The organism is Petrotoga sibirica DSM 13575 (genome assembly GCF_002924625.1).
Taxonomy (GTDB): domain Bacteria; phylum Thermotogota; class Thermotogae; order Petrotogales; family Petrotogaceae; genus Petrotoga; species Petrotoga sibirica.
Window position 1 is genome coordinate 1 of the sequence record NZ_JAHC01000026.1, and the last position, 16,301, is coordinate 16,301.

Genomic DNA, 16,301 nt, shown 5'->3' on the forward strand with positions numbered 1-16,301 from the left:
GTCCATGTGTTAGCGCCCTTTCACCCCGCTCCCCACCCATGGGCTTTAAGGGGCAAGGCCCTTAAGATCCCCAAATTCAAGGTCAAAATCATTTAAAAACTTAGTTTGCATACTTCAGCAAACAAGGCATCGCCCATTTATTCTCTTTGTATAAATACTGAATATTCTCCCGCATTCAATTTGTCTATTTTACAATTAATACTGTTTAAATATGAGAATGTTTCAATGTTCATTAATTTTATTTTAGAAGTTTCCATTATTGTTCTACTGTTTATAGAGGAGTTGAAAAGGTCTATTGTTGAGTTTTTGAATAATGATTCTGCAACGTTATTTAACGATATTTCTTTTAAGTAGGTATTATCGATATAAACACCTGATGAGTTTGTTATTTTAACGTAGTCTGATATGGATGAGTCGTAAAGGCAAATTCTTTCTGTACTTTTTGTGTCAATTGAGCTAGATTTATCAAGGGTTGAGTTTTTAATGAATAATAATTTTCCTTTACCCGTAAATTTAATGTTTTCAAAGTCAGTGTCATAAGCGATTACGGTTCCACCGTTGAGTACAATTTCCCCTTCTCCAAAGATATGAGTTTTATAAATTCCAGGCATTAAAAACATTATCCCTTCAACAACTACTGTAGCACCGTTATATAATCTGATTTCGTTTCCCGATTCAACTAAAAGTGTTTTTGCTTTTGGTATTAGTATATCAGATGATATAACAAAAGGCGTGTTAACTTGTGACAAGAAAAGGTTTTTATCTACCCTGTTTATGGTACCAGAAGCATACGGGACAAAAGCCTCTGAGAGAGTAATTACTGGATCAGAAGGAAGCCCGTATGTCCCATTTTTGGTAACTTTTCTTACAAAAATAATATCATAATTTGGGTTTTCAATGAAAGTGTTTTTTAATTCAAAAACTTTTTTCCATCCAAATTTTTCAACATAGCTTTCTACAACGTAATTTCGATAGATAGGATCATATCGCCAGGATATATAGTCCAAATCTTCAGAAATTAGTCGCGTTGTAACTTCAGGTGATGTAGGGATTTGATTGTCAATGTTTAAAGCTATAAATTTTTCGGTTTTGTTTTTGTTGGAGTCAAAAACAATCATGGTTGCATCGGTTGTTTGACTTAGTAATAAATCTGAAGGGTATTTAACTCCATTTCCATCGTCTATGAAAACTAAAAAATTGTCATTCCAGTCGTCAGAAATGTTCATATCGATTTCTGAAAAAAGATTTACACTTACAACATACGAATTTATAACCGGAGGTTTGTCAACATCTGTATTTATTTCTATTGTATGATTGTATGTATTTTCGACATCATCTTTGAACTGTAGGACATAATTTTTAATTCCTGAATCTTTAGTCAACTTTATTGAGAAATTGTCTTGAAACGAATTCGAAGAGGCTAATTTAGTGTCGTTGTAGTATAGGCAAACCGTGGAGAAATCCTCTTCATCTACGTTGTACTCTAAATTTAAATTGCCTGCTGAGAGTTCGTAGTTGAAATATGATGGTTTTGGCGGAGTGGAATCAAAAGTTATGTTTGTGGCGAACTCAGTGATAATTCTGTTTTTGCCATCTAAAAATTTGATATTGATTTTGTGGAGACCATTGGATAGCGCCCCTTCGCCCGGCTTCCCACCCAAACTTTCTCCGTCTATAATTATTTCTACATCTTCATAGTTAATATTTGTTTTTATCGTTAACGGGATATTTGGGGAAATTTTGCTTGGAATTTCGATTTCAAAATTAACATCAGAATCTGCATCATATTGACATCCAAAAAATAATATTATTAACATGGAAAATAATACAATCTTAGAAACTAATTTGAACAATTATTCCACCTCATAGAAAAATTTTAGCAAAGGTGAATCGTTGGGAATAACTAAGACGCTGTTGTTGAAAGAATCTTTGTAAATGTCTGTTATTTTTTGGAGTTCGTAGAAATCTTGATCCAAGGAATAAGCTTGTGAATAAATGTTTATCGCACTTGCTTCACCTGTTCCTCTTATGATTTCGGCTTCTCTTTGGGCATCTGACCTGATTCTACTTGCTTGTTTGTCTGCTTCGGCTCGTATTCTTTGGGCTTCTCTTTCTCCTTCGGCCCTTAATTGAGCAGCCATGGCATACCTTTCACTTTTCATTCTTTCGTATACCGCCTCGGTGTTTTCTTGAGGTAGATCGGTTCTTTTGAGCCTTACGTCAACGACATTTATTCCAAAATCTTGTAGTGATGCCTCACTACGATTTTTTATATCTTCCAAAATAGCCACCCTTTGAAATGAAAGAACTTCAGAAAATGTGTAATTTCCTATAACATCTCTTGCATGTGAGTAAACAATGTCGTCGATTCTTGTCTTCGCAACTTCTACAGTCCTGAGTGTTTCAATGAACTTTTGAGGATCTTCTATTCTCCAAATTGCATATGTATCGGCTAAAATAGTTCTTCTGTCAGAAGTTATTACTCTTTCTACGGGTATATCGTAGATCATGATTCTTTTCTCGAGTTTTACTACATTGTCTATAAAAGGTGTTTTTACGTAAATTCCTGGTTCGGTTCTTATGTTTAAAATATTTCCAAATCTGATTACTATTGCTTGTTGAGTTTGATCAACGATGTAGAAAGCTGTTGTTCCAAGGAGAATTCCAAAGAAAACTATTATTATAACTACTGCCCAGAGCGTTGTATTTTTCATTGTGCCTCACCACCGATAATTTCACTTAAGTCCAAAAAGTTCAAGGTGTTTCCTTCTTTAGATACTACTTGTATCTTTGCATTTTTTATCATTTGTTGTACAGAATCTAATATTAATCTTTTTCTTGTGATATCCGCAGAGTTTTGGTATTCTTCCAATAATGCTTTGAACCTTTCCGTTTCTCCTGTTGCCTTTGCAACTTGTTCGTAGGCGTAAGCCTGAGCATCGTTCAAGATTCTTTGAGCTTCTCCTTCCGCTCTTGGAATAATGTCATTCCTGTACCTCTGTGCTTCGTTTATTGATGTTTGTTGGTCTTGACGAGCGTTGTTCACATCATCGAAAGCAGGAACGACTGGATCTGGTGGGGTTACCGCTTGCATATATACATTTTGTATTAGAATACCAGAGTTATAACTGTCTAGTATAGACTGAACCCTTTCAGTGGTTTCCATGGCTATTCTATCTCTTTCTGTAGTTAAGACGTTTTCTAAATTAGATAAAGCGACACGTTCTCTAAGTACACTTTCAGAGGTAGATTTAACTAGGTCATACCCCTGAATCACATTGAACGCATAAGCCGCAGGGTCGTTTACCCTATACTGAACAACTGCTTCAATACTAATTATGTTCTGATCACCAGTAATCATCTCTGCTTCATCCGTCACTGATCTGTATGTGGGGGTTCTTCCCGTGCTGGTGGTTCTAAAACCTATTTCAACCTTATTTATTGTTCTTACATCCACTATAACATGTGATTGAAAAGGGTAAGGAAGACGAACGTGCAGGCCCGGTCCTGCGGTAGATTTGTATTCGCCAAAAGTCTTAACTAATGCCACTTCAGAAGGCCCTACCTGATAAATACCAGTTAATAGGTAGGCAACAATCGCTATAATAACGGCAATAATGATTATATTTCGCCATCTATGACCTTCATGATTGTTGCCTTCATCTTTAAATTCTTCATTTGGATTGAATATCTCATATTCAGCCAAAATACTCACCTCTCTAAAAAGTTTTGAATACTGCGTGTTAGCGCCCCTTCGCTTCGCCCCCCCGCGCCATGCAGCTCCTTCATAAGGTTGGCGTTTGGAAAAACTCAAAAGAGCTTTAATTTAATTATAACATAAAAGTCGCATATGTGAGCAGATTTTTTAATATAAAATATTTTTATTTCAAAAATACAATAAAAGTTATATCGTGTTATAATAAGTATTGCAGGAGTTGGATCACAGGGCAAAACATTTTTCTTTTCCTTATGGGTGGGGAGCGCGGGAAGGGGCGTTAATTAAGGTTTTGACTCAAGAGAGTCACTGAGCGAAGCCCTTTAGCTGATCTGTACAAAATGGTTTGTTTGCAATGCTTTAGAAATGTTTTCCAAAATCTCGTTTACGTAGCTTTTGCCGTTTTATGCAAAAAGCTTTTTAATAATGCTTTAGAAGTAATATCCTCATTCTCATTTGCGAAGCAAATGCGTTCGGGGATCTTAAGGGGGGAACCCCTTAACGCTTGGAGGTAAAAATATGGTTGATAAGGACAAACATCGAATCCTTGTTACCGGAGGTGCCGGTTTCATCGGTTCGAATTTAGTTGACAGATTGATAAAAGAAGGACATTCTGTAGTTGTTATCGATAATCTTTCCACAGGTAACGTAGAATTCTTGTCACCTATGGCTCTTTTTTATCAACAGGATATTAGAGATTATAATGTTTTGGAGAAAATATTTGAAACGCACAAGTTCGACTATGTGTTCCATTTAGCGGCACAGATCTCTGTTCCCGATTCTGTTAAAGACCCAAACCGGAACGCAGAAATCAATGTGATGGGTACTTTGAATTTATTGAAATTATCCTTTAAGTACGGGATCAAAAAGTTCATATTTTCTTCTACAGGTGGGGCTATTTACGGTGATAACGCTCCTATTCCCACTTCAGAAGATTATTGTCCACACCCTATTAGTCCTTATGCTATTTCTAAACTTGCTTGCGAAAAATACATCGAGTTTTATTCCCGCCAATATGATTTGAATTACACTATATTGAGATATGCCAACGTATATGGACCAAAGCAAACTCCCAAAGGAGAAGCCGGGGTAGTAGCAATCTTCACACAAAATATGTTAGAGAAAAAAGAGATAGTTATTTATGGTGATGGAGAACAGGTACGAGATTTTGTACATGTTTTTGATGTCGTTGAAGCCAACTTTTTATCCATTAATAAAGGGGAAAAGGAGACGGTAAATGTTTCGACTAACAAAAAAACAACTGTAAACGAGCTTTTTGAAGTGATGAAAAGGAAAACGGGATATGAGAATGACCCGATTTATAAACCTGAAAGAGATGGTGATGTGAAGATGAGTTTGCTTTCGAATGAGAAGGCGAAAAGTATTTTAGGATGGGAGCCTAAATACGATTTAGAAAAAGGGGTGGAGAACACTATTGAGTGGTACACAACCTCTTTATGAGATAATTCGGCCAAAAAAGGTTGATGAGATACTGGGTAACGAAAAGTTGAAAGAAATTCTTAAAACCTGGATAAAGAATAAAAAGGTCAGATCTTTCATTATATATGGGGAACCTGGTAGCGGTAAGTCAACGATTGTAAGGGCTTTAATAAATGAGGTAAAAGATTATTACGATGTTTTTTCTATTTCAGGGGCAATAGAAGGAAAGAAAAAAATAAAGGATATAATTGGGCAAAAAAATAATCTTTTTTCAAAACCCAAATTATTATTTGTCGACGAAATACATCGATTGAATAAAGCTGAACAAGATACCTTACTTTTAAGCGTTGAAACTGGAGATTTAACTCTGATAGGTGCGACAACAGAAAATCCAGCTATTAGCGTTAATCCCGCATTATTATCTAGAGTATTAGTTTTTAAAACTAAAGAACTAACTACAGAAGATTATGAAAAATTATTCCAACAAATAGAGGATTATTACAAAGATTTGAAAATTACAAAAGAGGCACGCAAAGCACTGATAGAATATGCTGGAAATGATATCCGTCGGATAATGAATCTAATAGAAACAGCGAATGAAGCTGGGATCAATTCAATTGATTTAGAATTTCTTAAAGATTTTACCGGGTATCGACTAACTTACGATAAAAACGCAAAATATAGTTTAATTTCTGCATATATAAAAAGTATGAGGGGAAGCGATGTGGACGCTGCATTGCTTTACCTTGCTTATATGCTTGAAAGCGGCGAAGACCCGATGTACATAGCAAGAAGGATGGTCATTTTATCTGCCGAAGATGTTGGTTTGGCAGATCCTAATGCCTTAAACATAGCTGTATCAGCTATGATAGCTACTGAACATGTTGGTTACCCCGAATGTTATCTTCCATTATCTGAAGCTACAATTTATCTGTGTTCATCACCAAAATCCAATTCAGCATATCTAGCCTACTCTAAAGCCAAAGAGTTTATAAGCCAAAATAATTTCGAAATTCCACCTAAATTGATAAACCCTTTGAACAAAAGAATGAAAAAACAAGGTTTCGGAGAGGGGTACAAGTACCCTCACGATTATGGGGGGTTCGTTAGAGAAAGTTACATGCCAGAAGGTTTTGAAAATACTCAATTTTTCACGCCTAAAGAAGTTGGTATTGAAAAGCGTGTAAAAGAACGATTAAAAGATCTCTGGAAAGACAAGAAAAATTATTGAACAATCAGACTTGAAATTTTTTGCACAAAAATTTGAAAAAGTTAGCATTAATGAAATTTTTTTCATTATTCGGGAATAATTGGCAATAAACACCTTAGATTATTGTTAATTAGTTTTTTTCTGCTTGACAATTAAGATTAATATTTATTATAATATTGAATAGAATTAAAGAGAAATTATATTATGAGGTGGATATGGTGGATAATATCATCTTAGACGTTAGAAATATGAGCACTCATTTTCCCGTAGCTGAAGGAACGATTAAAGCTGTTAATCAACTTTCCTTTACCTTGAGTAAAAACGAAACCTTGGGGATAGTTGGAGAAACCGGATCGGGTAAAAGCGTATCTATGAAATCCGTAATGGGGATGATAAAGAGTCCCGGGTATATTACCAAAGAAAGCCAGATTTTATTTAAGACCAATGAATTCAGGAAAGACGGGAAGGAAGAGTTCGTTGATCTGGCAAAATTAAAACAGAAGGATTTTACAAGAATAAGAGGAAAGCATATAGGGATGGTTTTTCAAGACCCAATGTCTTCATTGAACCCAATGTTTACTATAGCGGATCAGATGATTGAAACTATTGTTTTTCACCAAAATGTATCTATACAAGAAGCAAGGGAAAGGGCTATAAAACTCTTAGATGATGTAGGGATCGCTAATCCAGCCGAAAGAATCGATGACTATCCCTTCCAACTTTCAGGTGGTCAAAGGCAAAGGGTAGTAATAGCTATAGGACTTTCTTGTAATCCAGAAATATTAATCGCCGACGAACCTACTACCGCTTTGGACGTTACTATTCAAGCACAAATTTTAGAGTTGATGAAAGATTTACAACAAGAGTATGATATGGGAATGATATACATAACGCACGACCTTTCCGTAATCGCTGAGGTAGCTGATAAAGTTATTGTAATGTATGGTGGGGCACAGATGGAAATGACCGATATTTATACACTCTTTGAAAAACCGAAACATCCGTATACCCACGCTCTGCTTTCCTGTATACCAAGACACGATATAAAGATAGATCTATTGAACCCAATAAAAGGGCAACCTCCTGTTATGCTAGATTCTCCGCCATTGTGTCCTTTTTTGCCGAGATGTCCCTATGCCACTGAAAAGTGTAGAAAAGAATGGCCAGAGTTAAGAGAAATTGAAGAAAATCATTACATTAGATGTTTTAATCCTATATCTGATACCACTCCTCTCCATTATGATGAAGTAATAGACAAGAAGGAGGCTATTTGATGCTCTTAAAAGTTCGTAATCTAAAAAAATATTTCCCAATTAAACAGGGATTTTTAATGGAAAGAACGGTTGGATATATTAAAGCAGTAGATGGAATCAATTTAGACTTAGATGTGAATGAAACTTATGGTTTGGTTGGAGAGTCGGGGTGTGGAAAGACAACCATTGGTAAAACGATTTTAAGGTTGGAAGATCCTACTTTAGGGAAGATTTTTTTAAACGGAGAAGAAACTTCTCATTATTTTATGAGTAAAAGAGCCGGAGCAAAGTATTTGGAAAAAGAGTACATTGAATACGCTCATGAACTAGAAAAAGAGTTAGGAAGTAGAGAGAGGGTTCTCGAAAACCTTGAAGATGAAGAGAGAAAGTATGTTCAGTATTATTACGATAATGGAAAAGAAAAATTTTTTGATTATATGTTTAAAGATATAGAGAAAAAAAGAGCAGAGTTTAGAAGAGATGTTCAAATAGTGTTTCAGGATCCTACATCTTCCTTGAATCCAAGAATGACGGTAGGGCAAGCCTTGATTGAACCGTTGTTGTTTCACCAAATGGCAAAAAATAAAATTCAAGCGAAAAATATTGCTCTTGATATGTTGAAAAAAGTAGGTTTGAAACCTTACCATGCCGACAGATATCCTCATCAATTTTCTGGGGGACAAAGACAAAGGGTTGCTATCGCACGTGCGATTATTTTAGACCCAAAGTTGATTATCCTTGATGAACCTACTTCTGCGTTAGATGTTTCAGTACAGGCACAGATAATTAATCTTTTAAAGTCTTTACAGAGTGAGTTCAACGTTGGATATCTCTTCATTTCCCATGATTTAGGGGTTGTTAGGTTCATTTCGAACCATGTTGGTGTAATGTACCTTGGAAGAGTAGTGGAGTTTGGAGAAGGTTCGGAAATATTTGATAGAACGTTACATCCGTATTCTCAAGCTTTACTGAATGCCGCCCCTCTTCCAGATCCAAGAAAACGAAGAGATAGAAAAAAGTTTTTGGTTAAAGGCCAAGTACCAAGTCCGGTTAACAGGCCGAAGGGATGTTTCTTCAACCCAAGATGTCCCTATGCTATGGATATATGTAAAACAGATTACCCCGAGTATTATAAAATAAACGAAAACCATTATGTTGCTTGTTTCTTATACAAAGAGGATAAAGATAGAGGTTTATCACAAGAAAAAGAGGGTAAGTTGGTAAAATAACTTAAAGGAGGGATTCACATGAGAAAGTTGTTGGTACTTGTAGTAGTGGTTTTAAGCGCCTTGACGATTTTTGCGGAAGAAGCTTACAACCCCGAGTGGCTTATCGCCGATGTCGAAGGTGGTCAGAGAGGCGGAACCTTGTACCTTGCAACAACATCTGGCCCTAAAACTCTAAATACTTACTGGGCTCAAGAGACGTCCTCTTCTATCATCATCAATCAAGGTGATGTGTCGTTACTCAGTAACGATTTTTATGGGCAGCCCACACAACCGTCACTTGCAAAAGATTGGGGAGTAGAACGTACAGAAGATGGAGGTACCCTATACTGGTTTGTGATGAGAGAAGGGGTAAGATGGTCTGATGGGCACCCACTAACCATTGACGATGTAGTATTTACATGGGAAAAGATAATAGTTCCGGATCTCACCGCAGATGGTAACGATGTTTATATGGACGCTGAAGGTAATCTCCCGGAATTGACTGTCGAAGGTAATAAAATCATGTTCAAATATCCTACAGTATTCAGATTTGGGTTTCAAACAGTTGGCGGATTTGCAATAATGCCAAAACACGTTTTAGAGGACAAAGTAACGGATGCAGAAACTTTCCAATCCACTTGGACGGTAGAACAAATTGATCAACTCGTAGTTGGTGGCCCATTTAAAGTTACAGAGTACACCGAAGGAGTTAGGGTAGTTCTGGAAAGAAACCCCTATTACTTTGAAAAGACAAAAGACGGTGTCCAACTTCCATACTTAGATAGAATTGTCTTCGAAATAGTAACAGACAGCAATGTTGCAAGATTGAGATTTGAGGCAGGAGAAACAGATATGCATGGTCCTGCTGCTAAGGACTTTCCAGCTTTGAGAGCCCAAGCTGATAAAAAAGGATGGAATGTAATAGTAGGACCAGCGACCGCAGGGTCAAACTTTGTGGCTTTCAATTTCAACGCAGCAGATCCTGTTCATAGAGAATGGTTCAGAAACGATAATTTCAGAAAAGCCATAGCGTATGCCTTTGATAAACAAACTATCATAGATACATTGTACAACGGTTTAGCGGTACCTTGCTATGGCCCAAGAACTAATTCTTCTGCTTTCTACAATCCTAAAATCGAGGAGTTGGGATTCAGACACTCTCTCGTCACAGCACAGAGGCTACTAAGAGAAGCAGGTTTTAGTTTGAATGAGAAAGGTGAGTTAGTAGATTGGGATGGTAACGTCGTCGAATTTGAATTGAACACCAACGGTGAAAACGTGGTTAGAAACGAAATTGCTGTAATTTTAGTTGATTCCTTAGCAAAACTAGGAATCAAAGTTAACTACAGGCCGTTGCAATTCAACGCCGTGGTTCAAAAATTATACTCCGCTAACTTGGATGCAATTATCATAGGATTAGTTGGAGGAGACGATCCCGGATGGGGTACAAACGTTTGGTTGTTAGATGGTGGATTACATTTCTGGAATTGGTCTCCTGAAGTTATGGATTGGGTTGATCCAGATGAATATTGGGTACACCCAGCAGAGCAAAGAATCGATGAGATTTTGAGAGTTTCCCGTTCAATATTAGATAAAGACGAGCTCCAAAAACTTTGGGACGAATGGCAAATGTTGATTGCAGAAAATCAGATTCTTGTTTACACAATTTCGCAGAATTATTTAAACATGCATAAAAATACTTTGCATTTGTATCCTGTAGAAAAATATGGAACGATTAACCCTTACGGTTATTCCTACTCTCCAGGTATGTGGAAAATTGAGTACGCTTGGAAAGAATAGTAATTTTTAGGCTAGTAGAAAAAGGCGGAGGGGAGACCTTCTGCCTTTTTAAAATCATAGTGAGGAGGCTTCGATTTTGCTTAAGTATATAGTTAGAAGACTTATTCTTGCTATACCTGTGTTGTTAGGAGTGTCGGTTATCTCATTTTTTGTGATGCAATTGGCACCGGGCGATTTTTTAGATACATATAGAATAAATCCCAATATTAGCCGCGAGAAGATTCAAGAATTAGAGACGTTGTATGGGTTGGATAAAAATCCTGTAACCCAGTATTTCTTGTGGTTAGGGAATATTCTCAAGGGGGATTGGGGATACTCATTTGTTTATAAAATAGATGTTTGGCAAGTGATGCTAAGAAGATTAGAAGCCACACTTTTGTTGGGGGTGACAACGTTTATCTTTACCTGGGGAATCGGCATACCTTTAGGAATAACTGCTGCCCTTCACCAATACAAATTTACTGACCAAGCCCTTTCTACTGTTGGACTCATAGGTATTTCAATCCCGAACTTCTTTTTTGCCCTATTATGGTTAATGTGGTCTGCAAATACAGGGATATTTCCTATCGGTGGGATGCTATCACGCGAATTTGCTAATTTTCCATGGTACAAACAGATAGGTGATTTTTTCTGGCATGTGGCTGGTCCTGTAATTACCTTGGGAACCGCATCTCTTGCTGGAACTATGCGTGTTATGAGAGGGCAGATTTTAGATGAGATGAACCAAGATTATGCTGAGTTTGCAAAAGCAAAAGGGATGCCTTCAGACGTTGTCATTTACAAGCATACGTTGAGAAACGCTATAAATCCTGTGATTACCTCGCTGGGTTTCAGTTTATCTTCGATATTGGGTGGTGCATTGATAACGGAATATGTGTTTTCATGGCCAGGTTTAGGATCGTTGATGAGAGATGCGATTTTCCAGCAAGATATTTATTTGGTAATGGCGAATTTGTTATTGCAAGGTATTCTTTTAATAACGGGTAATTTGATCGCTGATATCTTACTTGCGGCATCTGATCCTCGTGTCAGATTAAGAATGAGTGCTTAAATTGGAGGGATATTTAAGTGAGAAAAAAGGATAAAAATAATTTGAAGGACACACCTCTAAACACACAAAACGATGAAGAACTTTTTGAGCGAGAATTCATGTCAACCCCTGCACTTATTTGGAGGGCACTAAGAAGGCATAAATTGGGAATGATATCACTTGTGGTGTTGATCATTTTGTATTTACTGGCTATATTTGCAGATTTTGTCTCTCCGATGAATCCATTTAATAACCATATTCAATATAGGTTTGCTCCTCCTTCTAAAATTTATAGAAAAGATTTATTCACAGGAGAAAGAGTTGGTCCCCATACTTATCTATATATGAGTGAAAGAGATCCAATAACATACCAAAGTGATTATGTAGAAGCAACCCATTTGGATATAATAAGGGCTAGGGATCCTGAAACGGGCGATTTAATTACTTTTGAATTGGGTACATACAATCCAACCTACAATGCAACCGTTTCAGATATAACTTATACATTTAAAAATACCATCATGGCGAAAACCACAAATGGTGAGTATATTGAATTAGCAACCAGTCGTAGATACGATCAAATTTTGATTCCCTTATCATATTTCACCAAAGAAGAAAACTTAAATGGACTCGTTTCAGTGGAAGATGGTCTTTATGATGTTAATTTTTCAAAACTTTTAAGCGGTGAGATGATTGTTGTTAGGCAAGATAACAGAAGTATTGCAATTAATACTTACAAAAATGATTATAGATATGCTCCTAAAATAAGAAATCAAGAAATTATCAGTGTAGATACTTTTGCAACTTTGGAAGAAATAAATGTTTATTTTGATTTTATCCCTGTTGTATTGACCCCATCAGATTTGCACGCAGTTAATTTGAAAAATTACCCTATTGAATTTTTCATTCGTTCGTGGGATTATAAGCTTTTTGGGCTTTTTCCAACGAATTTACATTTATTTGGAGTTGAAAAAACAAAATTGCCTTCTCTATCCGATTATTTTTCCAACGATGGGATACTGTATGTATGGGGATCAGACCAATATGGAAGGGATATTTTCAGTAGGATATTCTTTGCTTCACGGATTTCACTTTCTATAGGGCTAATTGGAATATTATTAACATTTACAATAGGTATTTTTTTAGGTGGTTTAGCTGGATATTTTGGAGGATGGGTAGACGAAGTGACTATGAGGTTCACCGAAATATTGATGTCAATTCCTAGCCTTTATCTAATATTAACTTTAAGTGCCGTTTTGCCTACAGGTATCTCACCGGAGATTAGGTATCTTTTGATAGTTGTAATTTTGTCCTTTATTGGATGGCCTGGAATGACAAGGGTTATAAGAGGGATGACTATGGGTTTGAAACAAACAGAGTTTGTTCAAGCAGCTATAGCTTTAGGATATCCTCCAAGAAAAGTGATTTGGAATCATTTGTTACCAAACACCTATACTTACGTAATTGTTTCAGCTACTTTATCTATTCCAGGATATATTTTAGGTGAAGCAAGTCTTAGTTTCTTGGGTGTGGGAGTAACAGAACCTGGAGCCTCTTGGGGTTTGATGCTTTCTCAGGCTCAAGATATCCAAGTTTTAACTAGTTACCCGTGGGTACTTTTACCCGGATTATTTATCATTATAACGGTTCTTGCCTTTAATTTATTTGGCGATGCCATAAGGGATGCACTGGATCCGCGAGCTTTAGGTCTATAATTCTTTAATTTATATAAAACCCACGTATTTTGTGGGGTTTTTACTATATAATTATATAATTTGATTTGTATTATTGTAAAAGCCGCGAAATTTAGTGAAAATTTGAAAAAGTTAGCATTAATGAAATTTTTTTCATTATTCGGGAATAATTGGCAATAAACACCTTAGATTATTGTTAATTAGTTTTTTCTAATTTGACAAACTCTGTAAACTTTACTATAATTATTTATGTTAGTGAAAATATTGTTAAACAGTAATAATACATTGTAATTCTAAGTTTTTGTTGTGAGTAAGTTGGTTTCAATTGGGTTTTACAAATGTTAAAGGAGGGGTATTATGAGGAAAGTAACGACTTTTTTGTTGGTTACGTTTGTGTTGGTTTCTGCTTTTGTTTTAGCCGAAAAGGGGCCTATGCCGGATAAGGTTTATTTTGATGTAAGAATGCAACAAGATGTCGCGATTCAAGATGTCGCAGCTGGCAATGTAGATGTCTTTTTATACGGCGTGTCGGCTCCAGTGATTAATTCTTTGCCCCAATCGGTACTTGAAAAGTTGGATATTTACAACGTTCCATCGGGTTCTTGGTCTTTATTACTTAACCCCATACCAAACGAGCCTCCCTATACGGTGAATGTTGACGGTGTTGAGTATTTTAATCCGTTGGCGATTCAAGAAGTAAGGTTTGCTATGAACTTCTTAATCAATAGACAGTATTTAGTCGACGAGATTCTTCAAGGTGCTGGTGGAGTAATGTATACGATGGCAACCCCTGGGCAACCTGGTACCCAACCATATATTGATATAACTGCAAATATGGGTTTTACTCCAGAAGGTAACCAAGAGCTAGCTCTTAAAATGATAGAAAACGCTATGAATGAAGCTGCCAATCTGCCTGAAAATAAAGGAAGGTTGGTAAAAGAAGGTCAATGGTGGACATTCGATGGACAACCAGTTACTTTGAAATTCATAATTCGTGTAGACGATCCTACAGGAAGGTTGCCAGCAGGTAGATACATAGCTGATCAAATTGAAAAAACTGGTATAAAGGTTGAAAGAATAGAAATAGACAGATATGCAGCAGTGACTCTGGCTTATTATTCAAACCCTGCCGATCTACAATGGCATATATACACTGAAGGTTGGGGAGCAGGGGCTACGAGAAAGTACTGGCACCATATTGTAGCCCAAATGTATGCACCTTGGTATGGTTATATGCCAGGAGGTCAAGAACCAACATTTTGGAACTATGAACAAGATGAGATCGATAAGCTAACTCGAGAGGTCTACGCCGGTAATTTTGCAACAGAAGAAGAGTATTGGGATATGATCTTAAGAGCTAATGAATTGGGTATTAGAGATTCCGTTAGGATATATCTAACCTATCAAGAAGACTTCTTTGTTGCTAACAAAGATCGATTCAACAGACGAATGGTATATGGGCTTGGAGACGGATTAAATCAGTGGTCCATTTTAACAGCGGATACGGTTGATCGAAATTTGAGAGTTACTCAATTCTCTGCACAAGGATCTTTATTCATGAGTGCTTGGAATCCAGTAGGAACGGATGGATTCAGCGATGTGTATTCCATAAACGTTGCATCGAACATATACGACTACGGTATGTTTGAAAGTCCAGCCTCAGCTGATCTTACATCTGAAAAAGTTGTTCCAAGGATGGAAACGTTGGACACTAAATTTGTAGTTGACGAAAACGGTGAGATGGTTGGGTTAATAGAGGTCCCCGCAGATGCAATTAAAGTTGATCCTGATAGTAAAAAATGGGTCCCTGTAGGACCGGGCGTTACATCTGTTAGTGTTGCTACTTACGATATAATATACGGTGTTTGGAATCATGGGATTTCTGAAAGCTTAGTGGATTATATGTATGCCCCTGCATATGTTTGGGACCTTTCAGTTGATTCCGGACCCATTGACTCAAGGTACGATGCGACTTATTCTGCCTCAGCAATGCCTGGACTGGAAGTTGAGGTTGCAAGAAGAATAAATGCTGACGGTTCGATAACCGTATGGTTCGATTACAACTTCCCGGTTGATGCTATGTACGTAGCTTCTTGGGGAGCACCTGGCTGGTCAGTTTCTCAATCAGGGCAACCAATAGGTGTTTCTTGGGAAATAGTCGAAGCTTTAACGAGATTGGTTGAAAACGGAGGAGTGTCAGGAAGAGGGTACACATTTTCATCAACAGCTGCAGGTGGGAACGTCTACGAAGTGGATGTACTTGAGCCTGTTACGGTTAACGATATCAAAGCGGAACTTCAAAAGATGATCGATGAAAGGTACGTACCTATTTACATTGAAGATATGGTTACACCTGACAAGGCTGTTGAAAGGTATCGAGCGGCGCTTGCTTTTGTTAATGAATACAACCATGCTTATATAGGGAATGGCCCTTTCAAGATGACCAAATATGATCCAAGTGCGCGTTTTGTTGAACTAACAGCTGTTAGGGATGAGAGGTACCCATTCGAACGTGGATATTGGAATGATTACTTTGAAACGGTGAGGCTGAACGTTGATAGTATAGAACTTGCTTTCGCTGCTATAAGAGGGTTAGACTTACCTGTTACGATTAATGTATCAGAGGTTCTTTACCCATACGATATATATTCCCCAGCTCCTGAAGGGGATGTAGAGGTTTCCTTGATCACACCAGAAGGGCCAATGAATTTCAAGGCTGAAGTAGAAACAGCGGGAACATTTGTTGCAACTATACCTGGAGACGTGCTTAATACATTAGAACCTGGTACTTATGCCGTTGTAGTTACTGCAAGATCGGAAGGAGCAATTCCATCTACTTATTCAACAACTATCGTTGTGTATTAATGTTCTAAAAGGACCTTTTTAGAGTTTAAAGGCTCCCTTAAGGGAGCCTATTTTTAGAAAAGTTGAATTATATACAGAGGTGATTA

11 protein-coding genes are annotated in these 16,301 nt (G+C 37.1%); 8 read left to right on the plus strand and 3 right to left on the minus strand.

Going from position 1 to position 16,301, the window contains the following annotated elements; all coding sequences use genetic code 11:
* Positions 1-137 precede the first annotated feature (137 nt).
* Genes AA80_RS06580 through hflK form a run of 3 tightly spaced genes read right to left on the minus strand, consistent with a single transcriptional unit; the run spans position 138 to position 3,706 of the window.
* A complete protein-coding gene (locus AA80_RS06580) occupies positions 138-1,853 on the minus strand; it encodes a hypothetical protein (RefSeq protein WP_103876996.1) in 1,716 nt (571 codons plus the stop codon).
* Positions 1,854-2,714, minus strand: coding sequence for a protease modulator HflC (gene hflC / locus AA80_RS06585; RefSeq protein ID WP_103876997.1), 861 nt, complete (start codon positions 2,712-2,714; stop codon positions 1,854-1,856). It lies immediately after the preceding gene.
* Entirely contained in the window at positions 2,711-3,706 is a 996-nt protein-coding gene (gene hflK, locus AA80_RS06590; RefSeq protein ID WP_103876998.1) for an FtsH protease activity modulator HflK, read from the minus strand. The genes hflC and hflK overlap by 4 nt, the downstream gene beginning before the upstream one ends.
* Positions 3,707-4,234: 528 nt before the next feature.
* Between hflK and AA80_RS06595 the strand changes: the two genes are divergently transcribed.
* From AA80_RS06595 to AA80_RS06630, 8 genes are all read left to right on the plus strand, one after another.
* Positions 4,235-5,176, plus strand: coding sequence for an NAD-dependent epimerase/dehydratase family protein (locus AA80_RS06595; protein ID WP_103876999.1), 942 nt, complete (start codon positions 4,235-4,237; stop codon positions 5,174-5,176).
* Positions 5,151-6,386, plus strand: coding sequence for a replication-associated recombination protein A (locus AA80_RS06600; protein ID WP_103877000.1), 1,236 nt, complete (start codon positions 5,151-5,153; stop codon positions 6,384-6,386). Before AA80_RS06595 ends, AA80_RS06600 begins: the two co-directional genes overlap by 26 nt.
* Positions 6,387-6,580: 194 nt before the next feature.
* The gene (locus tag AA80_RS06605) at positions 6,581-7,639 is read left to right on the plus strand and encodes an ABC transporter ATP-binding protein (RefSeq protein WP_166667772.1); all 1,059 of its coding nucleotides are present in this window, start codon (positions 6,581-6,583) and stop codon (positions 7,637-7,639) included.
* On the plus strand, positions 7,639-8,847 hold the full coding sequence (locus AA80_RS06610) for an ABC transporter ATP-binding protein (protein WP_103877002.1): 1,209 nt from the start codon (positions 7,639-7,641) through the stop codon (positions 8,845-8,847). Before AA80_RS06605 ends, AA80_RS06610 begins: the two co-directional genes overlap by 1 nt.
* A gap of 18 nt (positions 8,848-8,865) precedes the next feature.
* The gene (locus AA80_RS06615) at positions 8,866-10,626 is read left to right on the plus strand and encodes an ABC transporter substrate-binding protein (RefSeq protein WP_103877003.1); all 1,761 of its coding nucleotides are present in this window, start codon (positions 8,866-8,868) and stop codon (positions 10,624-10,626) included.
* A 76-nt stretch (positions 10,627-10,702) separates the two neighbouring features.
* The gene (locus AA80_RS06620; RefSeq protein WP_103877004.1) at positions 10,703-11,677 is read left to right on the plus strand and encodes an ABC transporter permease; all 975 of its coding nucleotides are present in this window, start codon (positions 10,703-10,705) and stop codon (positions 11,675-11,677) included.
* A 17-nt stretch (positions 11,678-11,694) separates the two neighbouring features.
* Positions 11,695-13,371, plus strand: a complete 1,677-nt coding sequence (locus AA80_RS06625; protein WP_103877005.1) for an ABC transporter permease — start codon at positions 11,695-11,697, stop codon at positions 13,369-13,371.
* 336 nt (positions 13,372-13,707) lie between these two features.
* Positions 13,708-16,215, plus strand: a complete 2,508-nt coding sequence (locus AA80_RS06630) for an ABC transporter substrate-binding protein (protein WP_103877006.1) — start codon at positions 13,708-13,710, stop codon at positions 16,213-16,215.
* Positions 16,216-16,301 lie beyond the last annotated feature (86 nt).